Origin of the sequence: Spirosoma sp. KNUC1025 (genome assembly GCF_045160025.1) — a bacterium.
Classification (GTDB): Bacteria; Bacteroidota; Bacteroidia; order Cytophagales; family Spirosomataceae; genus Spirosoma.
In genome coordinates, this window is the sequence record NZ_CP087139.1 from 3,572,419 (window position 1) to 3,588,366 (window position 15,948).

The 15,948-nt window shown below is 46.5% G+C and carries 14 protein-coding genes and 1 pseudogene; 4 read left to right on the forward strand and 11 right to left on the reverse strand.

The features are described 5' to 3' along the window. Positions 1 to 243: 243 nt before the first annotated feature. Positions 244 to 1,572 (forward strand): TolC family protein, encoded by a 1,329-nt coding sequence (locus LN737_RS15575; protein WP_405510709.1) that lies wholly within the window; start codon positions 244 to 246, stop codon positions 1,570 to 1,572. Positions 1,573 to 1,625: 53 nt separating this feature from the next. On the opposite strand, the gene LN737_RS15580 is transcribed toward LN737_RS15575, so the two are convergent. Together LN737_RS15580 and rho are read right to left on the reverse strand one after the other, a co-directional pair. Continuing rightward, positions 1,626 to 2,510, reverse strand: a complete 885-nt coding sequence (locus tag LN737_RS15580) for a sterol desaturase family protein (protein ID WP_405510710.1) — start codon at positions 2,508 to 2,510, stop codon at positions 1,626 to 1,628. 110 nt (positions 2,511 to 2,620) lie between these two features. After that, positions 2,621 to 4,843, reverse strand: a complete 2,223-nt coding sequence (gene rho / locus LN737_RS15585) for a transcription termination factor Rho (RefSeq protein ID WP_405510711.1) — start codon at positions 4,841 to 4,843, stop codon at positions 2,621 to 2,623. Positions 4,844 to 5,425: 582 nt separating this feature from the next. Between rho and LN737_RS15590 the strand changes: the two genes are divergently transcribed. Genes LN737_RS15590 through lptC form a run of 3 tightly spaced genes read left to right on the forward strand, consistent with a single transcriptional unit; the run spans position 5,426 to position 8,086 of the window. Next, positions 5,426 to 6,214 carry a type III pantothenate kinase gene (locus tag LN737_RS15590; protein ID WP_405510712.1) on the forward strand — a complete coding sequence of 263 codons (789 nt, stop codon included), beginning with the start codon at positions 5,426 to 5,428 and terminating at the stop codon, positions 6,212 to 6,214. Beyond that, the gene (locus tag LN737_RS15595; RefSeq protein ID WP_405510713.1) at positions 6,171 to 7,466 is read left to right on the forward strand and encodes an OmpP1/FadL family transporter; all 1,296 of its coding nucleotides are present in this window, start codon (positions 6,171 to 6,173) and stop codon (positions 7,464 to 7,466) included. Before LN737_RS15590 ends, LN737_RS15595 begins: the two co-directional genes overlap by 44 nt. Before the next feature lie 8 nt (positions 7,467 to 7,474). Further along, positions 7,475 to 8,086, forward strand: coding sequence for an LPS export ABC transporter periplasmic protein LptC (gene lptC, locus LN737_RS15600; RefSeq protein WP_405510714.1), 612 nt, complete (start codon positions 7,475 to 7,477; stop codon positions 8,084 to 8,086). 12 nt (positions 8,087 to 8,098) lie between these two features. Here the strand turns inward: lptC and LN737_RS15605 are convergent, their stop codons facing one another. From LN737_RS15605 to LN737_RS15645, 9 genes and pseudogenes are all read right to left on the reverse strand, one after another. After that, on the reverse strand, positions 8,099 to 8,518 hold the full coding sequence (locus LN737_RS15605) for a cytochrome c (RefSeq protein ID WP_405510715.1): 420 nt from the start codon (positions 8,516 to 8,518) through the stop codon (positions 8,099 to 8,101). After that, a complete protein-coding gene (locus LN737_RS15610) occupies positions 8,515 to 9,138 on the reverse strand; it encodes an SCO family protein (RefSeq protein WP_405520423.1) in 624 nt (207 codons plus the stop codon). The genes LN737_RS15605 and LN737_RS15610 overlap by 4 nt, the downstream gene beginning before the upstream one ends. Before the next feature lie 10 nt (positions 9,139 to 9,148). Continuing rightward, complete coding sequence (locus LN737_RS15615; RefSeq protein WP_405510716.1) at positions 9,149 to 9,604, reverse strand: viral A-type inclusion protein; 456 nt, start codon at positions 9,602 to 9,604, stop codon at positions 9,149 to 9,151. 78 nt (positions 9,605 to 9,682) lie between these two features. Continuing rightward, positions 9,683 to 11,355, reverse strand: a pseudogene (recN, locus tag LN737_RS15620) (DNA repair protein RecN). A gap of 100 nt (positions 11,356 to 11,455) precedes the next feature. Then, on the reverse strand, positions 11,456 to 12,373 hold the full coding sequence (locus LN737_RS15625; RefSeq protein WP_405510717.1) for a DUF4835 family protein: 918 nt from the start codon (positions 12,371 to 12,373) through the stop codon (positions 11,456 to 11,458). Positions 12,374 to 12,438: 65 nt separating this feature from the next. Beyond that, positions 12,439 to 13,671, reverse strand: coding sequence for a bifunctional phosphopantothenoylcysteine decarboxylase/phosphopantothenate--cysteine ligase CoaBC (gene coaBC, locus LN737_RS15630; protein ID WP_405510718.1), 1,233 nt, complete (start codon positions 13,669 to 13,671; stop codon positions 12,439 to 12,441). Between the two features lie 129 nt (positions 13,672 to 13,800). Further along, positions 13,801 to 14,115, reverse strand: coding sequence for a DNA-directed RNA polymerase subunit omega (locus LN737_RS15635; RefSeq protein ID WP_405510719.1), 315 nt, complete (start codon positions 14,113 to 14,115; stop codon positions 13,801 to 13,803). Positions 14,116 to 14,182: 67 nt separating this feature from the next. After that, complete coding sequence (locus LN737_RS15640; RefSeq protein ID WP_405510720.1) at positions 14,183 to 15,079, reverse strand: outer membrane protein assembly factor BamD; 897 nt, start codon at positions 15,077 to 15,079, stop codon at positions 14,183 to 14,185. Positions 15,080 to 15,203: 124 nt separating this feature from the next. Next, positions 15,204 to 15,857 carry a T9SS type A sorting domain-containing protein gene (locus LN737_RS15645; protein WP_405510721.1) on the reverse strand — a complete coding sequence of 218 codons (654 nt, stop codon included), beginning with the start codon at positions 15,855 to 15,857 and terminating at the stop codon, positions 15,204 to 15,206. Positions 15,858 to 15,948 lie beyond the last annotated feature (91 nt).

Consider the following 15,948-nt stretch of genomic DNA (forward strand, 5'->3'; position numbering starts at 1 on the left):
CAGCCGGGATTATTTCGCCCCAAAAGTGCCTTCTCAACTTTAAATCGGCTTTAAAGTCTCATTAAAACTCTTTTAAAATTTCTTAACGGGATTTATACAGTGCCTTCAGCGTGGCATCTGGGCTGGTTGATCGGCTTAATCTTTTTTAAGAAATAATTAATAACGCTTTAACCACACCTTAACAGCAGAAAGACTACTTGCCGTCAGAATCAGCCGCACACTGTAATATCCTGTGTTTTGTTTATGTCTCGCTTTCGAATAACATACGTTTGGCTTGTTGGAACGCTTCTGGGCGGACTAAGTGCACTTTCTCCGCTGTCAGCACAACCTGTTTCCAATGCCACAGCTGTCGATACAACTCGCCAGAGCCTGCCGCAACTTGAGCAGCAGTTTCTTGAGCGCAATTTTCAGTTACTAGCTCAACGCTATCAGATCGATATAGCCGATGCCGCCATTACGCAGGCCGGGTTACGGCCTAATCCGAATCTGTGGTTTCAGGGAAATTTATATAACCCCAACACGCAAAAATTTTTGCCGTTTGGCCCGCCTTCGCAGGCTGATAAAGCCGCCGGGATTTATAATAGCGGTTATTATGCCGTCCAGTTGCAGCAGGTGATTTTACTGGCTGGTAAACGTAGCAAACTGGTCGCGCTGGCCGAGAGTAACAAATCATTGGCCCGGCTGGCCTTTCGGGATATCATGCGGACGCTTCATTATCAGCTCTATACAACCTACGCCAATCTTTATTATGACCTGCAGGCATTGCATCTGTTTGAAGATGAACTTACCCGGCAGCAAGGATTGCTTGAATCGTATCGGATTGCTCTTAAGTCGGGCGGCATCGCGCCTTATGAGGTAACACGCCTTGAGGTAGCCATCCGGGACCTACAGGCCAACAGGGCCAATTATCGTACGCAAATTGCTGACGATCAGGCTACGTTGCGCGTACTGCTCCGGCAGCCCGGCAATACTTTTATTTTACCTGCCGAATTGCCAGCCTTACAAACCACATTGCCACCTGTTGCTGTTGCCATCGACTCCGCGCTGACGAACCGGCCCGACGTTGGGCTGTCGCAGGAGCAGATAAACAATGCAGAACGTAGCGTCGCCCTCGAAAAAGCCCGTCGGACCCCTGATTTGACAACAGGCCTGTTGTTTGAGAAATACGGAAATGCCTATAACAACTTTACTGGCTTTCAACTGTCGATGGATTTGCCGGTACGTAACCGTAATCAGGGCGCCATTCGCTCGGCAGAAACTACCTTAAAAGCTGTAACGGGCGGGCTGGAAAATCAGCAGACGATTGTGCAGAGCGACGTACTGAATGCATACGACAAACTGAACACCTACTATGATCAGTTGAAAGGCCGCCCCGATGGGTATCTGAATTCGATCCAGAATATTTCGATTGAAGCGACGAAAGCATACAACGCCCGAACGATTGGCTTACTCGATTATCTGGACAAAATTCGGACGTATCAGCAGGCGCAATTGAATAACATCACCCTGCTGAATAATCTCTTTAATACGCAACAGCTGCTAAATTACACCACCAACACGCGGTTTTTTTAGTACGTGAAGCATAGCGTAAATAAAGGCTAAATAGCCTACAATTTATCAGGCAGTTAATGATGTTCTGACACTTCTCGTTGCTGTTCCCGCAGTTGCTTGGTTGTTTTTCGAGAGCCATCGTGGCTCCAACCCGGTGGGCCAAAAACATAGCCAAGTGCATTACGAAGTGAACCCGACTGGCTGAGGTCGCGCCATATGGCACTCCACTCATGAAAAGCGATACGTACCGGGTTGTGCGAATCGACGTTTGTGGTTAAGCCGTAGGTGGGTCGGGCACGCTCAGGTTCGAATGTGCCGAACAAACGGTCCCAGATAATTAGAATACCCGCATGATTTTTGTCCAGATACGCCAAATCTGAGCCGTGATGAACGCGATGGTGCGATGGAGTATTAAACATAAACTCAATCGGAGCAGGGAGTTTATGAATGAGTTCCGTATGAATCCAGAACTGATAAAGTAGACTAATAGCCTGCATGGTCATAACCGCGACGGGCGAAAACCCAAGTAAGGGCAGCCAAAGCCAGAAGATAAACGCTCCCGTGATATTACCGGTCCACGTTTGACGTAACGCAGTGCCCAGATTGTATTTCACGGACGAATGATGCACAACATGCGAAGCCCAGAAATACCGGCTGCTGTGGCTGATTCGGTGGAACCAATAGTAGCTGAAATCCTCGGCGAAAAACAAAATCACCCACGCCCACCACTGCGTCATGTCGATGGTAAAAAGCCGGAATTGATAGACCAGCGAAAGTGCACCAAATACAACAGCCTTCCCGATAATGGCACTGATGATGACGTTGCCAATCCCCATGGATAGGCTGCTGGCCGTGTCCTTAAAGATATAATAGTCTTTCTGTTGCCTGACTGTTACTAAAATTTCGACAATCAACAGAATAACAAAGCCGGGAATCGCATACTGAATCAGATCTCTCATATTTATTCTGATTTTTATGCAAGTTAAAGCCTAAATCTATTCGAGTCAAAAACACAGAGAGCACTGCTAAATACAGTGCTCTCTGTGTTTTTGACTCGAAAAACTGGGTTTTATCGGTTCATCGAAATCAGAAACTCCTCATTGGTACGGGTGCCTCTCATCCGGTCGAGCAGGAAATCCATCGTTTCCATAGGGTTCATGTCAGCCATATGCTTCCGAAGAATCCAGACGCGTTGAAGGGTTTCTTTATCCAGCAACAGATCTTCCCGACGCGTACCCGAAGACAATACGTCGACTGCCGGATAAACCCGTTTATTGGCCAACTTCCGGTCGAGCTGAAGTTCCATATTACCGGTTCCCTTAAATTCTTCAAAAATCACCTCGTCCATTTTCGAACCTGTATCGATCAGGGCGGTAGCGATGATGGTCAGTGAACCCCCGTTTTCAACGTTACGGGCTGCGCCAAAGAATCGCTTAGGCCGGTGCAGCGCGTTGGCATCTACACCACCCGACAGGATTTTACCTGAAGAGGGAACCACCGTATTATAGGCTCGTGCCAGACGCGTAATGGAATCCAGCAGGATCACTACGTCGTGACCACACTCAACCATTCGCTTGGCTTTTTCAAGCACCATGCTCGAAACTTTCACGTGCCGATCGGCCTGCTCATCAAACGTAGAGGAAATTACCTCTGCATTTACGCTACGAGCCATATCGGTTACTTCTTCCGGGCGTTCGTCGATCAGCAATACAATCAGATAGACCTCTGGGTGATTTTTGGTGATAGCGTTGGCGATTTCTTTCAGCAGTACGGTCTTACCCGTTTTAGGCTGAGCAACGATCATACCACGCTGACCTTTTCCGATTGGGGCGAATAAATCCAGTATCCGTGACGAATAATTTTCTGGACGATTACTCAAACGCAAATGTTCATCCGGAAAGAGCGGAGTCAGGTATTCGAACGGAATCCGGTCACGAATTTCTTCTGTCGTTTTCCCATTTACGGTCGAAACGCGCAGCAGAGCAAAATATTTTTCGCCTTCCTTCGGTGGCCGAATCGAGCCACGTACCGTATCGCCGGTTTTCAGGCCAAACAGTTTGATTTGGGAAGGGGATACGTAAATATCATCGGGGCTGGCTAAATAATTATAGTCTGCAGATCGGAGAAAACCGTATCCACCATCCTGCATAATTTCCAGAACGCCCTCATTATCAATGATTCCGTCGAATTCGCGAATGTGCTGATTATATTGACGTCGGATACGACTCTGATACTCCTGAGCTTCTCGTGGTGGGCTCTGAAGTTGCGGTTGAGTCGATGGTGCGGATTCCGACTGCGGTTGCTGTTGCTGTGGTGCCTGGGGATCGTTGATGACCTCTGATGGCTGCTGCTCAGCGACGGCTTCGGGAGCCGCAGTAGATTCATTCGACAACTGCATGTTCGCGGCATTGTCGTCCGATACAACAGTTGGAGTCAGAAATTCTTCCTCAGGTTGTTCGCCAAAGGTCAGTGTCAACTCATCGGAAGGAACGCGCGGAGTACGTGGCCGTTGATCACGTCGCTGGTTATTGTCGCGCTGACCTCCGTCACGATTATTGCGATCACGGGGCAGATCGTTACGGTCCCGGTTATTATCAGGGCGTGGTCTTGAATCCCGTTGTCCCGACGAATTCCCGTCTGGGCGAGGGTTACGGAACTGATTCGAATCCGGCCGTGTATTTCGGTCATTACGTGGATTACCCGGCCGCATGGATCGATCTATACCTGGTGTAGGGCCATTTGAATCGTTACGCTCATTGCGCTCGCGCCCATTCTCGTTTCGATTTCGAATCGGCTGATTGGATGAGTTATCGCGTTGGCTTATTTCCGGGCTAACCTCTGTACTACTGAATACCGGTTCAACTGGTGCTGTACTAGCCGGGGTCGGTACGGGTTCAGCCACAACAGGTTGACTTACAGCGGGCGCTGCTTCTGCGATTGCTACTGACGTATCGTCAACAGTAGCAGAAGGCGCACTCTCTTTCCGCGGACGTTGACGAGCGCGGGAATTATTTTCCGGCGTTGTGGGAATACCATCAACTGCAACTGGCTGGCTGATTGTGTCAGCTTCAGGGGCAGCAACAGCCTTTGGCTTCCTGTTACGCTTTGGAGATTCTTCAGCAACGATCTTTTCGTCGGTACCTTCTGGCCCCGGACGTTCAGATTGCTGTTTTAATATTTCGTAAACCAGTTTTTCTTTGGTGAATTTACTAACATTACGAATGCCGAACTGTTCGGCAATAGGGTGAAGCTCCGAGAGAAGCTTCTTATCTAATTCTTCTTTCTTAAACATACAGGTCAGGTTAGCAATAAACCTTAAAAGGACCGCTGAAGCGGTGAAGATGGAAAACGGGGATTGTTGAAATAAGAAATGGCTGTTTTGATAGGCAGGTAAACAAACCCAGATAAGCCTGATGGCGGGGCTACTGATTGATAACCCAAATTAACCTTTACTGATTGCAAGTAATTACGAGACGAAAATAGGTCAAAAGTATAAACTGGGATGATATACCTAATCCAAACATTGATGCCTGGTGGGGCCAGACAGAGTGGGTATCAAAACGTTTGGAAACGGATAGTTTGCCATTACAACGGCTGGCCGTAGCGTTAGGCTGCTTTGTCGAAAATACTACCTGCTACCCGATTGATGGTAACAAAGGTAATCATTTGCTCCGATCTTGTCAAGATAACGTTATTCCAAATTAAATGTTTCCATTTTCAACATAAAATTGTTGATATAAAAGATGCTTAACGATCTATAGGTATTTGCTATGAGGGATTGGCTGTTGAACCTTTCTGTCGTTAAAAATCCTTAAAAGGCCGGAGAAATACAAATTTTGTTGATTAAATAAGCGTTGACTGCTTCGTAGAGCCAATGAAAGGAAATACGTACCATAAGCCAGCTGAATTGAGTCTGGTAATTGATTGGGGTAACTCGAGCTTGAAAGTGGGCTGGTTTGAAGGCTCCCTGTTGATTGACACACAACGTTATGAGTCGTTAAGTTTATTGCAGAATGCCCTTAAACAGCGTTCTATGGGCCATATACTGGTTTCTTCGACGAGTCGACCCGCTGATGAAATTCGTGCTCAGTTGAGAAGTCTGGTTAGTGATTTTTGGGTGCTCGATAGTCAAACGCTTGTGCCCATACGTAAGGCATACGACACACCGGCCACTCTCGGTGCCGATCGGGTGGCTGCCGCAGTAGGGGCAGTTACGTTATTTCCGGGTCAGGACTGCCTTGTACTTGACCTGGGAACCTGTCTGACAGCCGACTTTGTGGATCGGGAAGCGGTGTTTCAGGGTGGATTGATTTCGCCGGGGTTACGTATGCGATTTCGGGCTATGCATGAGCAGACAGCTCGATTGCCGTTGGTTGAAACACCCGTTGAATGGCCCGGCTTAACGGCGAAGAATACGCAACGAGCCATGCAGAGTGGCGTAATGAACGGATTACTGTATGAAATGAATACGATCATCGAGATGTATCGCCTGGATTACCCTGACATTAAGGTCCTGGCTTGCGGTGGCGATATATCTGCCTTTGAAAGTCGTTTGAAACCCCCGATATTTGCAGTGCCCGAATTGGTGCTGATTGGATTGAATCGAATTTTACGCTATAATGTTGAGAATTTACAAGCGAATACGCCAGACGTTAACGCATAGTTTGCTGGCTGTTGCCGCAACATCGCCGATGGTACTGGCGCAGGGATTAGGGAATTCACCCTATTCGGCTCTGGGTATCGGCGAATTATACAGCCCGGGTAACGTAACAAATATCGGGATGGGAGGGGTAGGCATTAGTAATGCCAGTTCATTCTATCTGAACCTGCAAAACCCCGCTTTGCTGGCACGTAGAACACGCTTTACTGTGTTTGAGGTAGGTCTGATTGGTGAAACCAAAAGTCTTAGCCAGTATATAACCAACAGTCTGCAGAGCCAGCGTGCAACAGCCGGTAATCTGGGCTATCTGGCCCTGGCTTTTCCTGCTAATTCGCGCTGGAATATGGCAATCGGCCTCAAGCCGTATACGTATGTCAATTATCACACGCAGCAGTTGACGACTGTGCCCGGAACAAGTAATCTCGCGCAATATGACTATACAGGCCGGGGCGGGTTGAATAAAGCAACGTTCTCGAATGGGGTGCGCCTTACAAAAAATATCTATGCTGGCGTAGAGGCTGCCTTTCTGTTCGGCAACACAACGTATTCGTCAAATTCAGCTTTAGTGCTTGGCAGTAATACAACCGACGTAGGCGTTACCCATCTGAATCGTGTAAACTATAGTGATATCGTCTGGAAACTGGGAGCGGCATGGCGACCTAAGCTGAACGATACGTGGACATTGAATCTTGGGGCAACCTACGACCCTGAAACACGAATTAAAGCCACCCAGACAGATATTTATCAGAAGACGTATCTGGGAGCAGTGGCTGATACGTTACGGCTTAATTCGACAGCAAAAGCCACCTTGCCCCAGCAAGTGAACTTTGGCATTAGTATCGAGAAGAATAATACACTGCTGATTGGTGTAGATGTTGGGTTTCAGCAGTGGTCAAAATACCGTACAGCTGATAACAGACTGGGCAATCTTGCCGACGCTATGACCCTGGGTGTTGGTTTGGAATACACGCCTAAGCCTGCTTCGAATCGATACCGCGATCTGATTACCTACCGCGTTGGTTTCCAGTATAATCGACAGCCGTATTTGGTGAATGGAACCCAGATCAACGATATAAACGGGAGCCTGGGCATATCATTACCGCTTGGTTCTTATCTGGTTAACCACGTAACACTGTCGCTGGTTGGAGGGCAACGGGGTGTATTAACGGGAACCCAGATTCGGGAGCAGTACGTGCGAGTGGCACTCGGATTCTCGCTGAACGACTGGTGGTTCCGTAAACAGGTCGTTGACTAAAGTGGTTGATGAATAATGCACAATGGATAATGGGTAATGAAAAACTGAATCGCCTGGGGCACTTAAAAAGGCACTTTCAGGCGGTTTTGTATTTTGTTTCCCTTGGTTGTTTCGCTCTCTTCTTTGCCGCCTGTGAGCAGCCCAAACAGAATAAAAAGATTGAACCATATAAAGGCCCGATTGAAGAAATCAACGATGTTAAGTTGTTGTACAGCGAGGCTGCAGTGCTAAAGGTCAGACTAAAAACGCCTAAGCAACTACGCTACCTTAACGAAGACAGGAAGTATCCCAAGCCTATTAACATTGTTTTTTACGGTCCTGCAGGAGAGGAAATGACCACACTTCGTTCTGACTCAGGCCGCTATATCAAGTCCAGAGATTTATATGTAGTGACCGGCCATGTTGTTGTCATCAATAAGCAAAAGCGGGAAAAACTACTCACTTCAGAGCTTACCTGGAATCCGGCGACTAAAAAGGTATATACGGATAAGCGGGTGACGATCCTCAGTGACTTAACCGGTGAAAAGCTTTATGGGATTGGCCTGGATGCTAATCAGGACTTTACGCAGTACGCGATCCGAAAACCATCGGGTGTTTTCAATGTGGAAGGCGGGATATAGATAATAGCCTATTTACTTTTTACACTTTTCTAAAATTGGAGCTACTGTCTTTACGTCTGTCACTTTGGTTTCTCGGCCCCATTCATTATAGATGTATGTAGCTAACTCAGCTACTTCAAGATTACTCAACTGGGGCTGGGCAGGCATCACCCGATTATAAGGCTTTCCATTGACAAAAATTGGCCCTTGCTGACCATAGCGAATCAGGCAAATTACGGCGTTCTTATCGGCTAAAAAATCGGAACCAGCGATGGGAGGGTACAGCGCAGCAAGACCTTCACCTTTGTTTTGATGACAGTTGGCGCAATTATTTTTATACACCAGAATTCCTTCTGTGATGTAACGTTCCCGCTTAATCTCTTCTTCGCTCTGGCAGGATAAACCACTCAGGATAACCATACAAAGTGCGACGGCTCCGGCAAATTGCCTCATGATTTATATTCGGCGAGGAGCCGGTCTATATCTTTCATTAATCGGTCGGCACCTTCTTCGGTTGTTCCGTCGTAAATCCCCCGGACGTGCTTTTCCTTATCGACCAGAATAAAGGCGCCACTATGCACAACGCCACCCGGCGCCGACTCATCGGCCTGTGCGGTTACCATATAACTGTTCTGCCCGATGTCGTAGATTTTCTCCCGATCGCCCGTCACAAACAACCATTGTTTACCCGTTACACCAAGATTATCGGCAAATTCTTTCAGCACCGATACCGAATCATGTTCTGGGTCGATGGTATGCGAAAGGAACAGTAAGGAAGGATTGCCCTTGAATTTTTCATAAACCCGCTTCAGCTGTACTTTCATTTTAGGGCAGATAGTTGGGCAACTGGTAAAGAAAAAATCTGCTACATAAATTTTATTTTTCAACGTAGCGGCCGTTACGGTATCGCCATACTGACTGACAAATTTGAAATCAGGAATGCTCTGATAAACTGAGTCGGTGACGGTTTTACCATCCACTACTTTGGTTATGAATTCGCGCTGGCCCAGAATCGGAAGTTTATCAGACGCTGTTTCACAACTCCATAGCAGCGCTATGAAGCCAAACGTCAGTAAATACGTATTATTTTTTGCCCAGAAACTGAGTTGCCTGCTCAAGGCTGGCATTGTATTTTGCTTGTACATCTGTAAGGAAATCTTTTTGGGCGGCTAAATATTTTAGCGCATCATCTGATGATAATTTGGTAAGTGTATCTCCCTTATAGTGGTCCATCCAATAGTACATAAGGCTATCAGCAGCTTTCAAATCACGACTCAGTCGCACAGCCTGCTCACGCTCTTCATCGATACGTAGCGAAGATGAGGCAGAACCGACCGATTTAAGGCTGTCGAGGGATGCAATTCGTTGCTTTATTTTCTTTTGCAACTTCACCATGCTGCCCGTTTTGTGCATAACCTCGTCATGAATGGCAATTACCTCATCTTCAGATTCTTTAATGGCATTTTCGTTCGAATTGCAGGAGCAGAGTAAACTAGTGCAGGAAATCAATCCTGTAGCAATGAGTAAAAATTTGTGCATATAGCAGGTAGGGGAAAAGGTATAATTTCGAATCACAGTAATAGCTACCACGTACGGGTGAGTGTGTTTTAACTACGTTTATTTTGCCGTTGATGCGGTACGTTGTTTTAGAATTTCTCGGGCGTTTTTTAACGCGCTGGCCGATGGATTTTTACCCCGATCATCTGTGCAATCTCATTGATGCGTTCATCAAGGGTCAGTTTTTTGATGCGGCTAACGGTTTTATCGGCAGAGTGGTCTTTGTACACAAAATAATGCGCATTGCCCTGGCCTGCAATCTGGTGTAAATGCGTAATGGCAATAATCTGGTGACTATGCGCCATATCACGCATCATATTCCCCATTTTAATCGCAATTTCTCCCGATACGCCTGTATCAATTTCATCGAATACAATTGTCGGTAACGATCGTTTACTGGCCAGAATATATTTGATAGCCATCATTAGTCGGGAAAATTCACCTCCAGACGCTACGTTCTTCAACTGCTGCGGCTTGATGCCTTTGTTGGCGCTAAATAGGAATGAAATTGTGTCGATCCCGGCCGGAGTAGGCTTGGTTTTTTCGGCTGAAATTTTCAACGACGCATTGGGCATTCCCAGATCGTGCAGCAACTTTCCAATCTCGGATTCTATAGACGATAATACCGCCAACCGAGAATCGGATAGGTTTTCGGCACTGGCCTGAAGTCTAGTGCGGGCTATTTCAGTTTGCGCTTTTGCCTCCGCCAGCGCATCGTCCATATTTAATACTTTACTCACCTTTTGGCCAAGTTCGATACGTAACGTGATGAGTGCCAGTACGTCTTTAGCCTGATGTTTGGTTTGCAACTGATAAATCAAATTCAACCGCTCACGGATTGATTCAGCCCGTGTATCATCTACTTCAACGTGATCCTGCTCGGTACTGATTTCGTCCGCTAAATCACGTAGTTCGATCAGGCTGCTTTGTGCCCGTTGCTGTAACTGCTCGTATTGATTCGACAGCTTACTGATATACGCCAGATTACTAACTGTGCTCTTCAGAAAATCAATTACCGACTGTTCCGTATTATCCAGGTATTCATAAGCGAGTTGCAAACGCTCTTTGATTTCTTCTGCATTTTCCAGGATAGTCAGCTCCTGCTCAAGAGTTTCCTGTTCATCTGGCTGCAACTGGGCTTTGACTAATTCTTCGTAGAGAAAATTATTGTAATCAAACTCCTTCCGCATCGCTACGGCTTCAGCCTGCAACTGATCGTATGCACTCTTGCTGGCACGATAGGACTGATAGTCAGCGTGGTAGATACGTAATAAACTGTCGTTCTGTGCGTACGTATCGACAATCTCCAATTGATATTCATTCGAACCCAGCAATACGGAGTCGTGCTGCGAATGAATATCCATTAACTGACTCGTTACGCGCCGAAGTGTTTCAAGATTTACGGGTGTATCGTTGACAAAGGCTCTGGACTTTCCACTGACACTAATTTCCCGGCGAACAATGCAGGTGGAGGAGTAATCGAGTTCTTCTTCCTCAAAAATCTGCTCAATGATATAACCGGATACGCCAAATGTTCCTTCAATAATGCACTTCTGTTCTGGATTGTACAGCACACGCGTATCGGCCCGGTTGCCTAATAGCAGCCCTATAGCCCCCAGCATAATTGACTTTCCGGCTCCGGTTTCGCCCGTTATGATATTAAGTTCACGATCGGGCGTAAGCTCAAGCTGGTCAATCAGTGCGTAATTTTTTATGAGTAAATGCGATAGCAAAATCAGTGAGTAGTTAGCAGGATCGAAGATAGTGGATAGTCATTAGCCACTGGACACATCCGAGTTTATTAATCGCTAATGACTATTGACTGACAACCATCTATTGTCCATCGGTAATTAATTTGCGGTAATTCTCGGTTTTGGCAGGATCTAAGAAAGAGAGCAAGTCAAACGCCTGCTTCCGTTCGGCTGGTGTTCCTTCATATAAAATATTATACAATTCCTGAGATTTAGCGTCAAAAAACGAGTTGATTAAAACGGAGTTCGGCAACTGTAACCCAATTGTACGAATCGTGTTTAGCAACGTAAGCGTTTGTTTGCGTACCTGCGCCGGATTCGTTGCGAAAGCGTCCAGACCCAGCCGATGGTACGTATACATCCCATCCCGAAACGGAATCAGCTGCTGGTTTTGCAGGTTCTCGATCAGCCAGTACCGGTTCCGGCGATCACCCCCTGTTTGCCACGAAGCATTGGGCGATCCCTGTTGCGCCAGGTTCGTAATGGAATAAGCTTTTTGAATAAACTGATTACCGCCCTGTTTGCTGAATGAGTCATAATCAACTGCCAGAATTACGTTGGCGTAAAAAGCCAGCAGGGATGTTAAATCATCGGAGAATTGATTATCTCGAAAATAGACAGGGGTAGTAGGCAGGTAAACGAAGTTGAAAGCCCGGTCTACGTAGCTAAAAATCGTTGTCTCGTAATTAGTGCCATACACCGGCCGCGTCACCACCACTTGCGCCGTTGCTTCAAAAACCCCTTGGGTTAAGGACTTCAGGAGATTAATGTTTATCGAACAGTTAATACGCTCAGAAGGCGCAAACTGGTCATTACTCCAGCGACGGTTGTTCATGAACTCAGTAATAATTCCTTTCAACTGATTTACGTAGGAGAAATCCGTTTTCTGCTGCGCAAAAAGTTGATCGGAGTTAATTGTTACCTGACAATTCAGCTCCTGAGCCTGTGACGAGGTGAACAGACAGACCCAAAATAATACCAAATAATATCTTCCTTTCATTCGGGCTAACTCGAAAAACAACGTAACGGGTACTGATTCCTGTTGTAAAAACTACCCCTTTGGCTTCATAAAGAGACCAGAGAATTTGCTATCAAATTTACCAAATCCTGCGCGACTTCCTCCTTAGATTTAAGTGCAAATTCATGGATTTGTTCATCTTTGTCAATAACAGTGATCTTATTCGTATCGTGCCCGAAACCGGCCCCGGTATCCCGAAGCGAATTGAGGACAATCCAGTCTAAATGTTTACTACGTAATTTTTTAAGGGCATTCTCCTGCTCGTCGTTTGTCTCAAGGGCAAAGCCCATCAGTAATTGCCCCGGCCGTTTTTGCTCTCCTAACGTACCGGCTATGTCGGTGGTCCTGGTCAGTTCCAGCGAGAATAACTCTTCTTTTTTCTTGATCTTCTGGTTGGCAGGGTGGGCGGGTGTATAGTCAGCAACGGCTGCGCTCCAGACCGCAATATCGGCTGTAGCAAAAACAGTCTGTGCTGCTTCAAACATCTCCCTGGCTGATCGCACATCAACACGCTCAATACTGGGTTCAGCAAGAAGCAAGCTCGTTGGACCGCTCACCAGCGTTACGTTGGCGCCTGCTTTGGCAAAGGCCTTCGCAATGGCGTACCCCATTTTACCGGTCGAATGATTGCTGATGTAACGTACTGGATCGATGGCTTCCTGCGTAGGGCCAGCTGTCACCAATACATGTTTCCCTGCAAAAATGCCAGTTGCCACGGCATTCAGGGTTGTAGGTTTATCAAAAAAGGATTCGAGCCTTTGTAAAATAGTTTCGGGCTCAGCCAGTCGTCCTTCACCAACTAAACCGCTTGCCAGCTCGCCATGTTCTGCCTGAATCAGGTGATTGCCGAACGATTGAAGCCGGTTCATATTTTCGGTGGTGGTAGGGTGATGGTACATATCGACATCCATGGCTGGCGCAAAAAACACCGGACATCGGGCCGATAAATAAACAGCCGACAGCAGGTCATCACATAAACCGGTTGCACAGCGAGCCAGCGTGTGCGCCGAAGCGGGTGCGATCACAAAAGCATCGGCCCACAAGCCTAATTCTACATGGTTATTCCAGCTACCCATTTCATCCGCAACGAAAACCGATAATACGGGACGCTTCGACAGGGTGGCTAAGGTTAAGGGCGTAATGAATTCCTTGGCGGAGTCTGTCATTATAACCTGGACTTCTGCGCCAGCTTTCACCAAAAGCCTGATCAGGAGAGCTGATTTGTAGGCTGAAATACTGCCTGTTACACCAAGGAGAATACGTTTACCTGCTACTGACATGGTTTCTGAATCGGTGATCGTCAGTCAACAGGAAATAATCTAACCGATGACTAACGACTAGTTAAAACATCAAAACCGCACGATACTAATTACCGTGCGGTCATGAATAATGGACTATAACGAATAAGCCTACTGCTGTACGTCTTCGTCGTTATAACGCCAGTATACTTTACCTTCCAGAAACTCATCAGTCGCGATCGAGGTTGGCTTGGGCATACGTTCGTAGAACTTGGATATCTCGATCTGTTCGCGGTTTTCAAAGACCTCTTCAAGGTTATCAACCGCAGAAACGAACTCCGACAATTTATTGCTTAGCTCCTCTTTATTCTTCGTAGCAATTTGGCGGGCCCGTTTTGAAATGATTGACACGGATTCGTACAGATTACCGGTCTGAATCGCAATTTTGTCGTTATTGCGGGTAATGATAGATTGATTTGTTGCCATAATTTAGTCTATGTATTCGTCAAAATCGTCAGTCCTGCCTGAAGCTCCCACTGACATTTATCGACTCTTATTTATTAGAAGCTGTCACTTTTGCGGGTGCATTCTTAAGCTTTTCCTTCTCTTTTTCGCGTTCCTGCTCCAGTTTGGCTAAACGTTCGAGTTCTTTAACACTCGTTTCATACATCTTTTCAGACTGCTTCAGAAACCGGCTATTCGGGTATTTATCGACAAATGCCTGATGATAACTGATGGCTTCCTGATAACGTTCCTTTTGCTTGCTTTCCAGGCTGTTCTGGGCAAGGCTGAATTCCGCATCGACTTTCAGAAAAGCCAGTTCTTCGTTGAATTGTGAATCCGGGAAATCTCTTTGGAAGTTATTAATCGAAATAACCGCCGATTTGTAGGACGCGATGTTAAAGCCGCTGGTTTTGTAATACAGTTTAGCCTTTTCGTAGGATTTACGTTCAAGTTTCCCGCGTAGGTCCAGAATCAGTTTTGTTGACTCATCTTTGTACTTACTGTCGGGGTACGTATTGATAAAGTCCTGTAAAGCCGAGGTTGCGGTTAAAGTGTTCGACTGGTCCAGATTGAAGGCAGGCGTGTCTTTGTACAGCGAATAGGCATACATATACATTGCCTCTTCCACATAATCGGAGCGGGCAAAAGTCTCGTAGAATTTCTTAAACAGCGTAGAGCTTAGCAGATATTGCTGTTGGTGATACTGCGTGTAAGCGAAGTAAAACTGAGCCATTTCAGATTCAGTACTACCTTTCAGTACCGGAATCAGTTCTTCGAAAAGTAAACCGGCGCGATACCAATCTCCTTTTTTGTAATACTGAGTAGCTGCTTTATATTTTTCGTCATCGGTTCCACTCTTTTGCAGCTTCGAGAAGGGGCTACACGAACCAAGCAGAAACACGACCCAAATTCCCAGCAGAACCTTAACTGTATGACGGTGTTGCATATGCTTGCAAAGATACAAAAAAAATACAGGCTATACCGTTTTAACGACGGCGCAGCCTGTCATAGTACCGAAAAAACGTGTCGATCGACTATGTTTATATTATTTTAACAATCAAACCCAACGTTTACTGATGACGAACCAGTAAGCGCTTAGTGGCCACTTTTTTACCGTCCACCGAAAGTTGGTATAAGTAATAACCCATATCGAGTTGGCGGGTAGCAATCCGAACTTTACGCTCATTCCGATCCAGCTCGTGCGATGCTACTGGGGCACCTAATATATTCAGCAAGGTTAGTTTTGCCTCACTAACAGGTCCACTGAACTGATAATCCAGCTCAGCGAAATCATCAGCAGGGTTCGGATACGCGTTCGAAACCCACAATTTATCGCTGGTATAGAGGCTTTCCTCTTTCGTTTCCTGAACGACTGCCGGACGCAGGTCGCTGGAAACCGTGGGAGTATTGTCGCCCGATGATGTTCTTGCGCTTGCTTTGGCCGATGATGGCGTGATCAATACAGACCGATAGTGCGTGTTGATGGCCGAATTTTTATTGATCGACATGGTTCGATCAACCCCAGACAGACTTGGATTGGCGGCAATCGAAAATCGTTGCGACGGCAATCCAGTTGTCCCTGTTTTTCGTGCAGATGACGTTCGACCCAGCTCGAGTCGGCTTCCTTTTCGGCCATCCGAATCCCGCTGAGCGACCTGCGCTCGGAGCGGGATTGTTGCCGTTAGCAAGCCCGTCAATACACCAATAAGTATAAATTGTTTCATGAAGTCCTATTCAAGTACACAAATATTCACCACAAACCTATTAATCTTAAAAGACAAAGTCAACGTACCCTTGTCTAAAAAATTGTTAAAA

What these genes read in the sequence shown, in the direction of transcription:
- LN737_RS15590 (WP_405510712.1), top strand. Translation starts at nt 5,426, where the DNA reads ATGAAAGGAAATACGTACCATAAGCCAGCTGAATTGAGTCTGGTAATT.
- rho (WP_405510711.1), bottom strand. Translation starts at nt 4,843, where the DNA reads ATGTTTAAGAAAGAAGAATTAGATAAGAAGCTTCTCTCGGAGCTTCAC.
- LN737_RS15575 (WP_405510709.1), top strand. Translation starts at nt 244, where the DNA reads ATGTCTCGCTTTCGAATAACATACGTTTGGCTTGTTGGAACGCTTCTG.
- LN737_RS15595 (WP_405510713.1), top strand. Translation starts at nt 6,171, where the DNA reads ATGTTGAGAATTTACAAGCGAATACGCCAGACGTTAACGCATAGTTTG.
- LN737_RS15625 (WP_405510717.1), bottom strand. Translation starts at nt 12,373, where the DNA reads ATGAAAGGAAGATATTATTTGGTATTATTTTGGGTCTGTCTGTTCACC.
- coaBC (WP_405510718.1), bottom strand. Translation starts at nt 13,671, where the DNA reads ATGTCAGTAGCAGGTAAACGTATTCTCCTTGGTGTAACAGGCAGTATT.
- LN737_RS15615 (WP_405510716.1), bottom strand. Translation starts at nt 9,604, where the DNA reads ATGCACAAATTTTTACTCATTGCTACAGGATTGATTTCCTGCACTAGT.
- LN737_RS15635 (WP_405510719.1), bottom strand. Translation starts at nt 14,115, where the DNA reads ATGGCAACAAATCAATCTATCATTACCCGCAATAACGACAAAATTGCG.
- LN737_RS15645 (WP_405510721.1), bottom strand. Translation starts at nt 15,857, where the DNA reads ATGAAACAATTTATACTTATTGGTGTATTGACGGGCTTGCTAACGGCA.
- LN737_RS15580 (WP_405510710.1), bottom strand. Translation starts at nt 2,510, where the DNA reads ATGAGAGATCTGATTCAGTATGCGATTCCCGGCTTTGTTATTCTGTTG.
- LN737_RS15605 (WP_405510715.1), bottom strand. Translation starts at nt 8,518, where the DNA reads ATGAGGCAATTTGCCGGAGCCGTCGCACTTTGTATGGTTATCCTGAGT.
- LN737_RS15640 (WP_405510720.1), bottom strand. Translation starts at nt 15,079, where the DNA reads ATGCAACACCGTCATACAGTTAAGGTTCTGCTGGGAATTTGGGTCGTG.
- lptC (WP_405510714.1), top strand. Translation starts at nt 7,475, where the DNA reads ATGAATAATGCACAATGGATAATGGGTAATGAAAAACTGAATCGCCTG.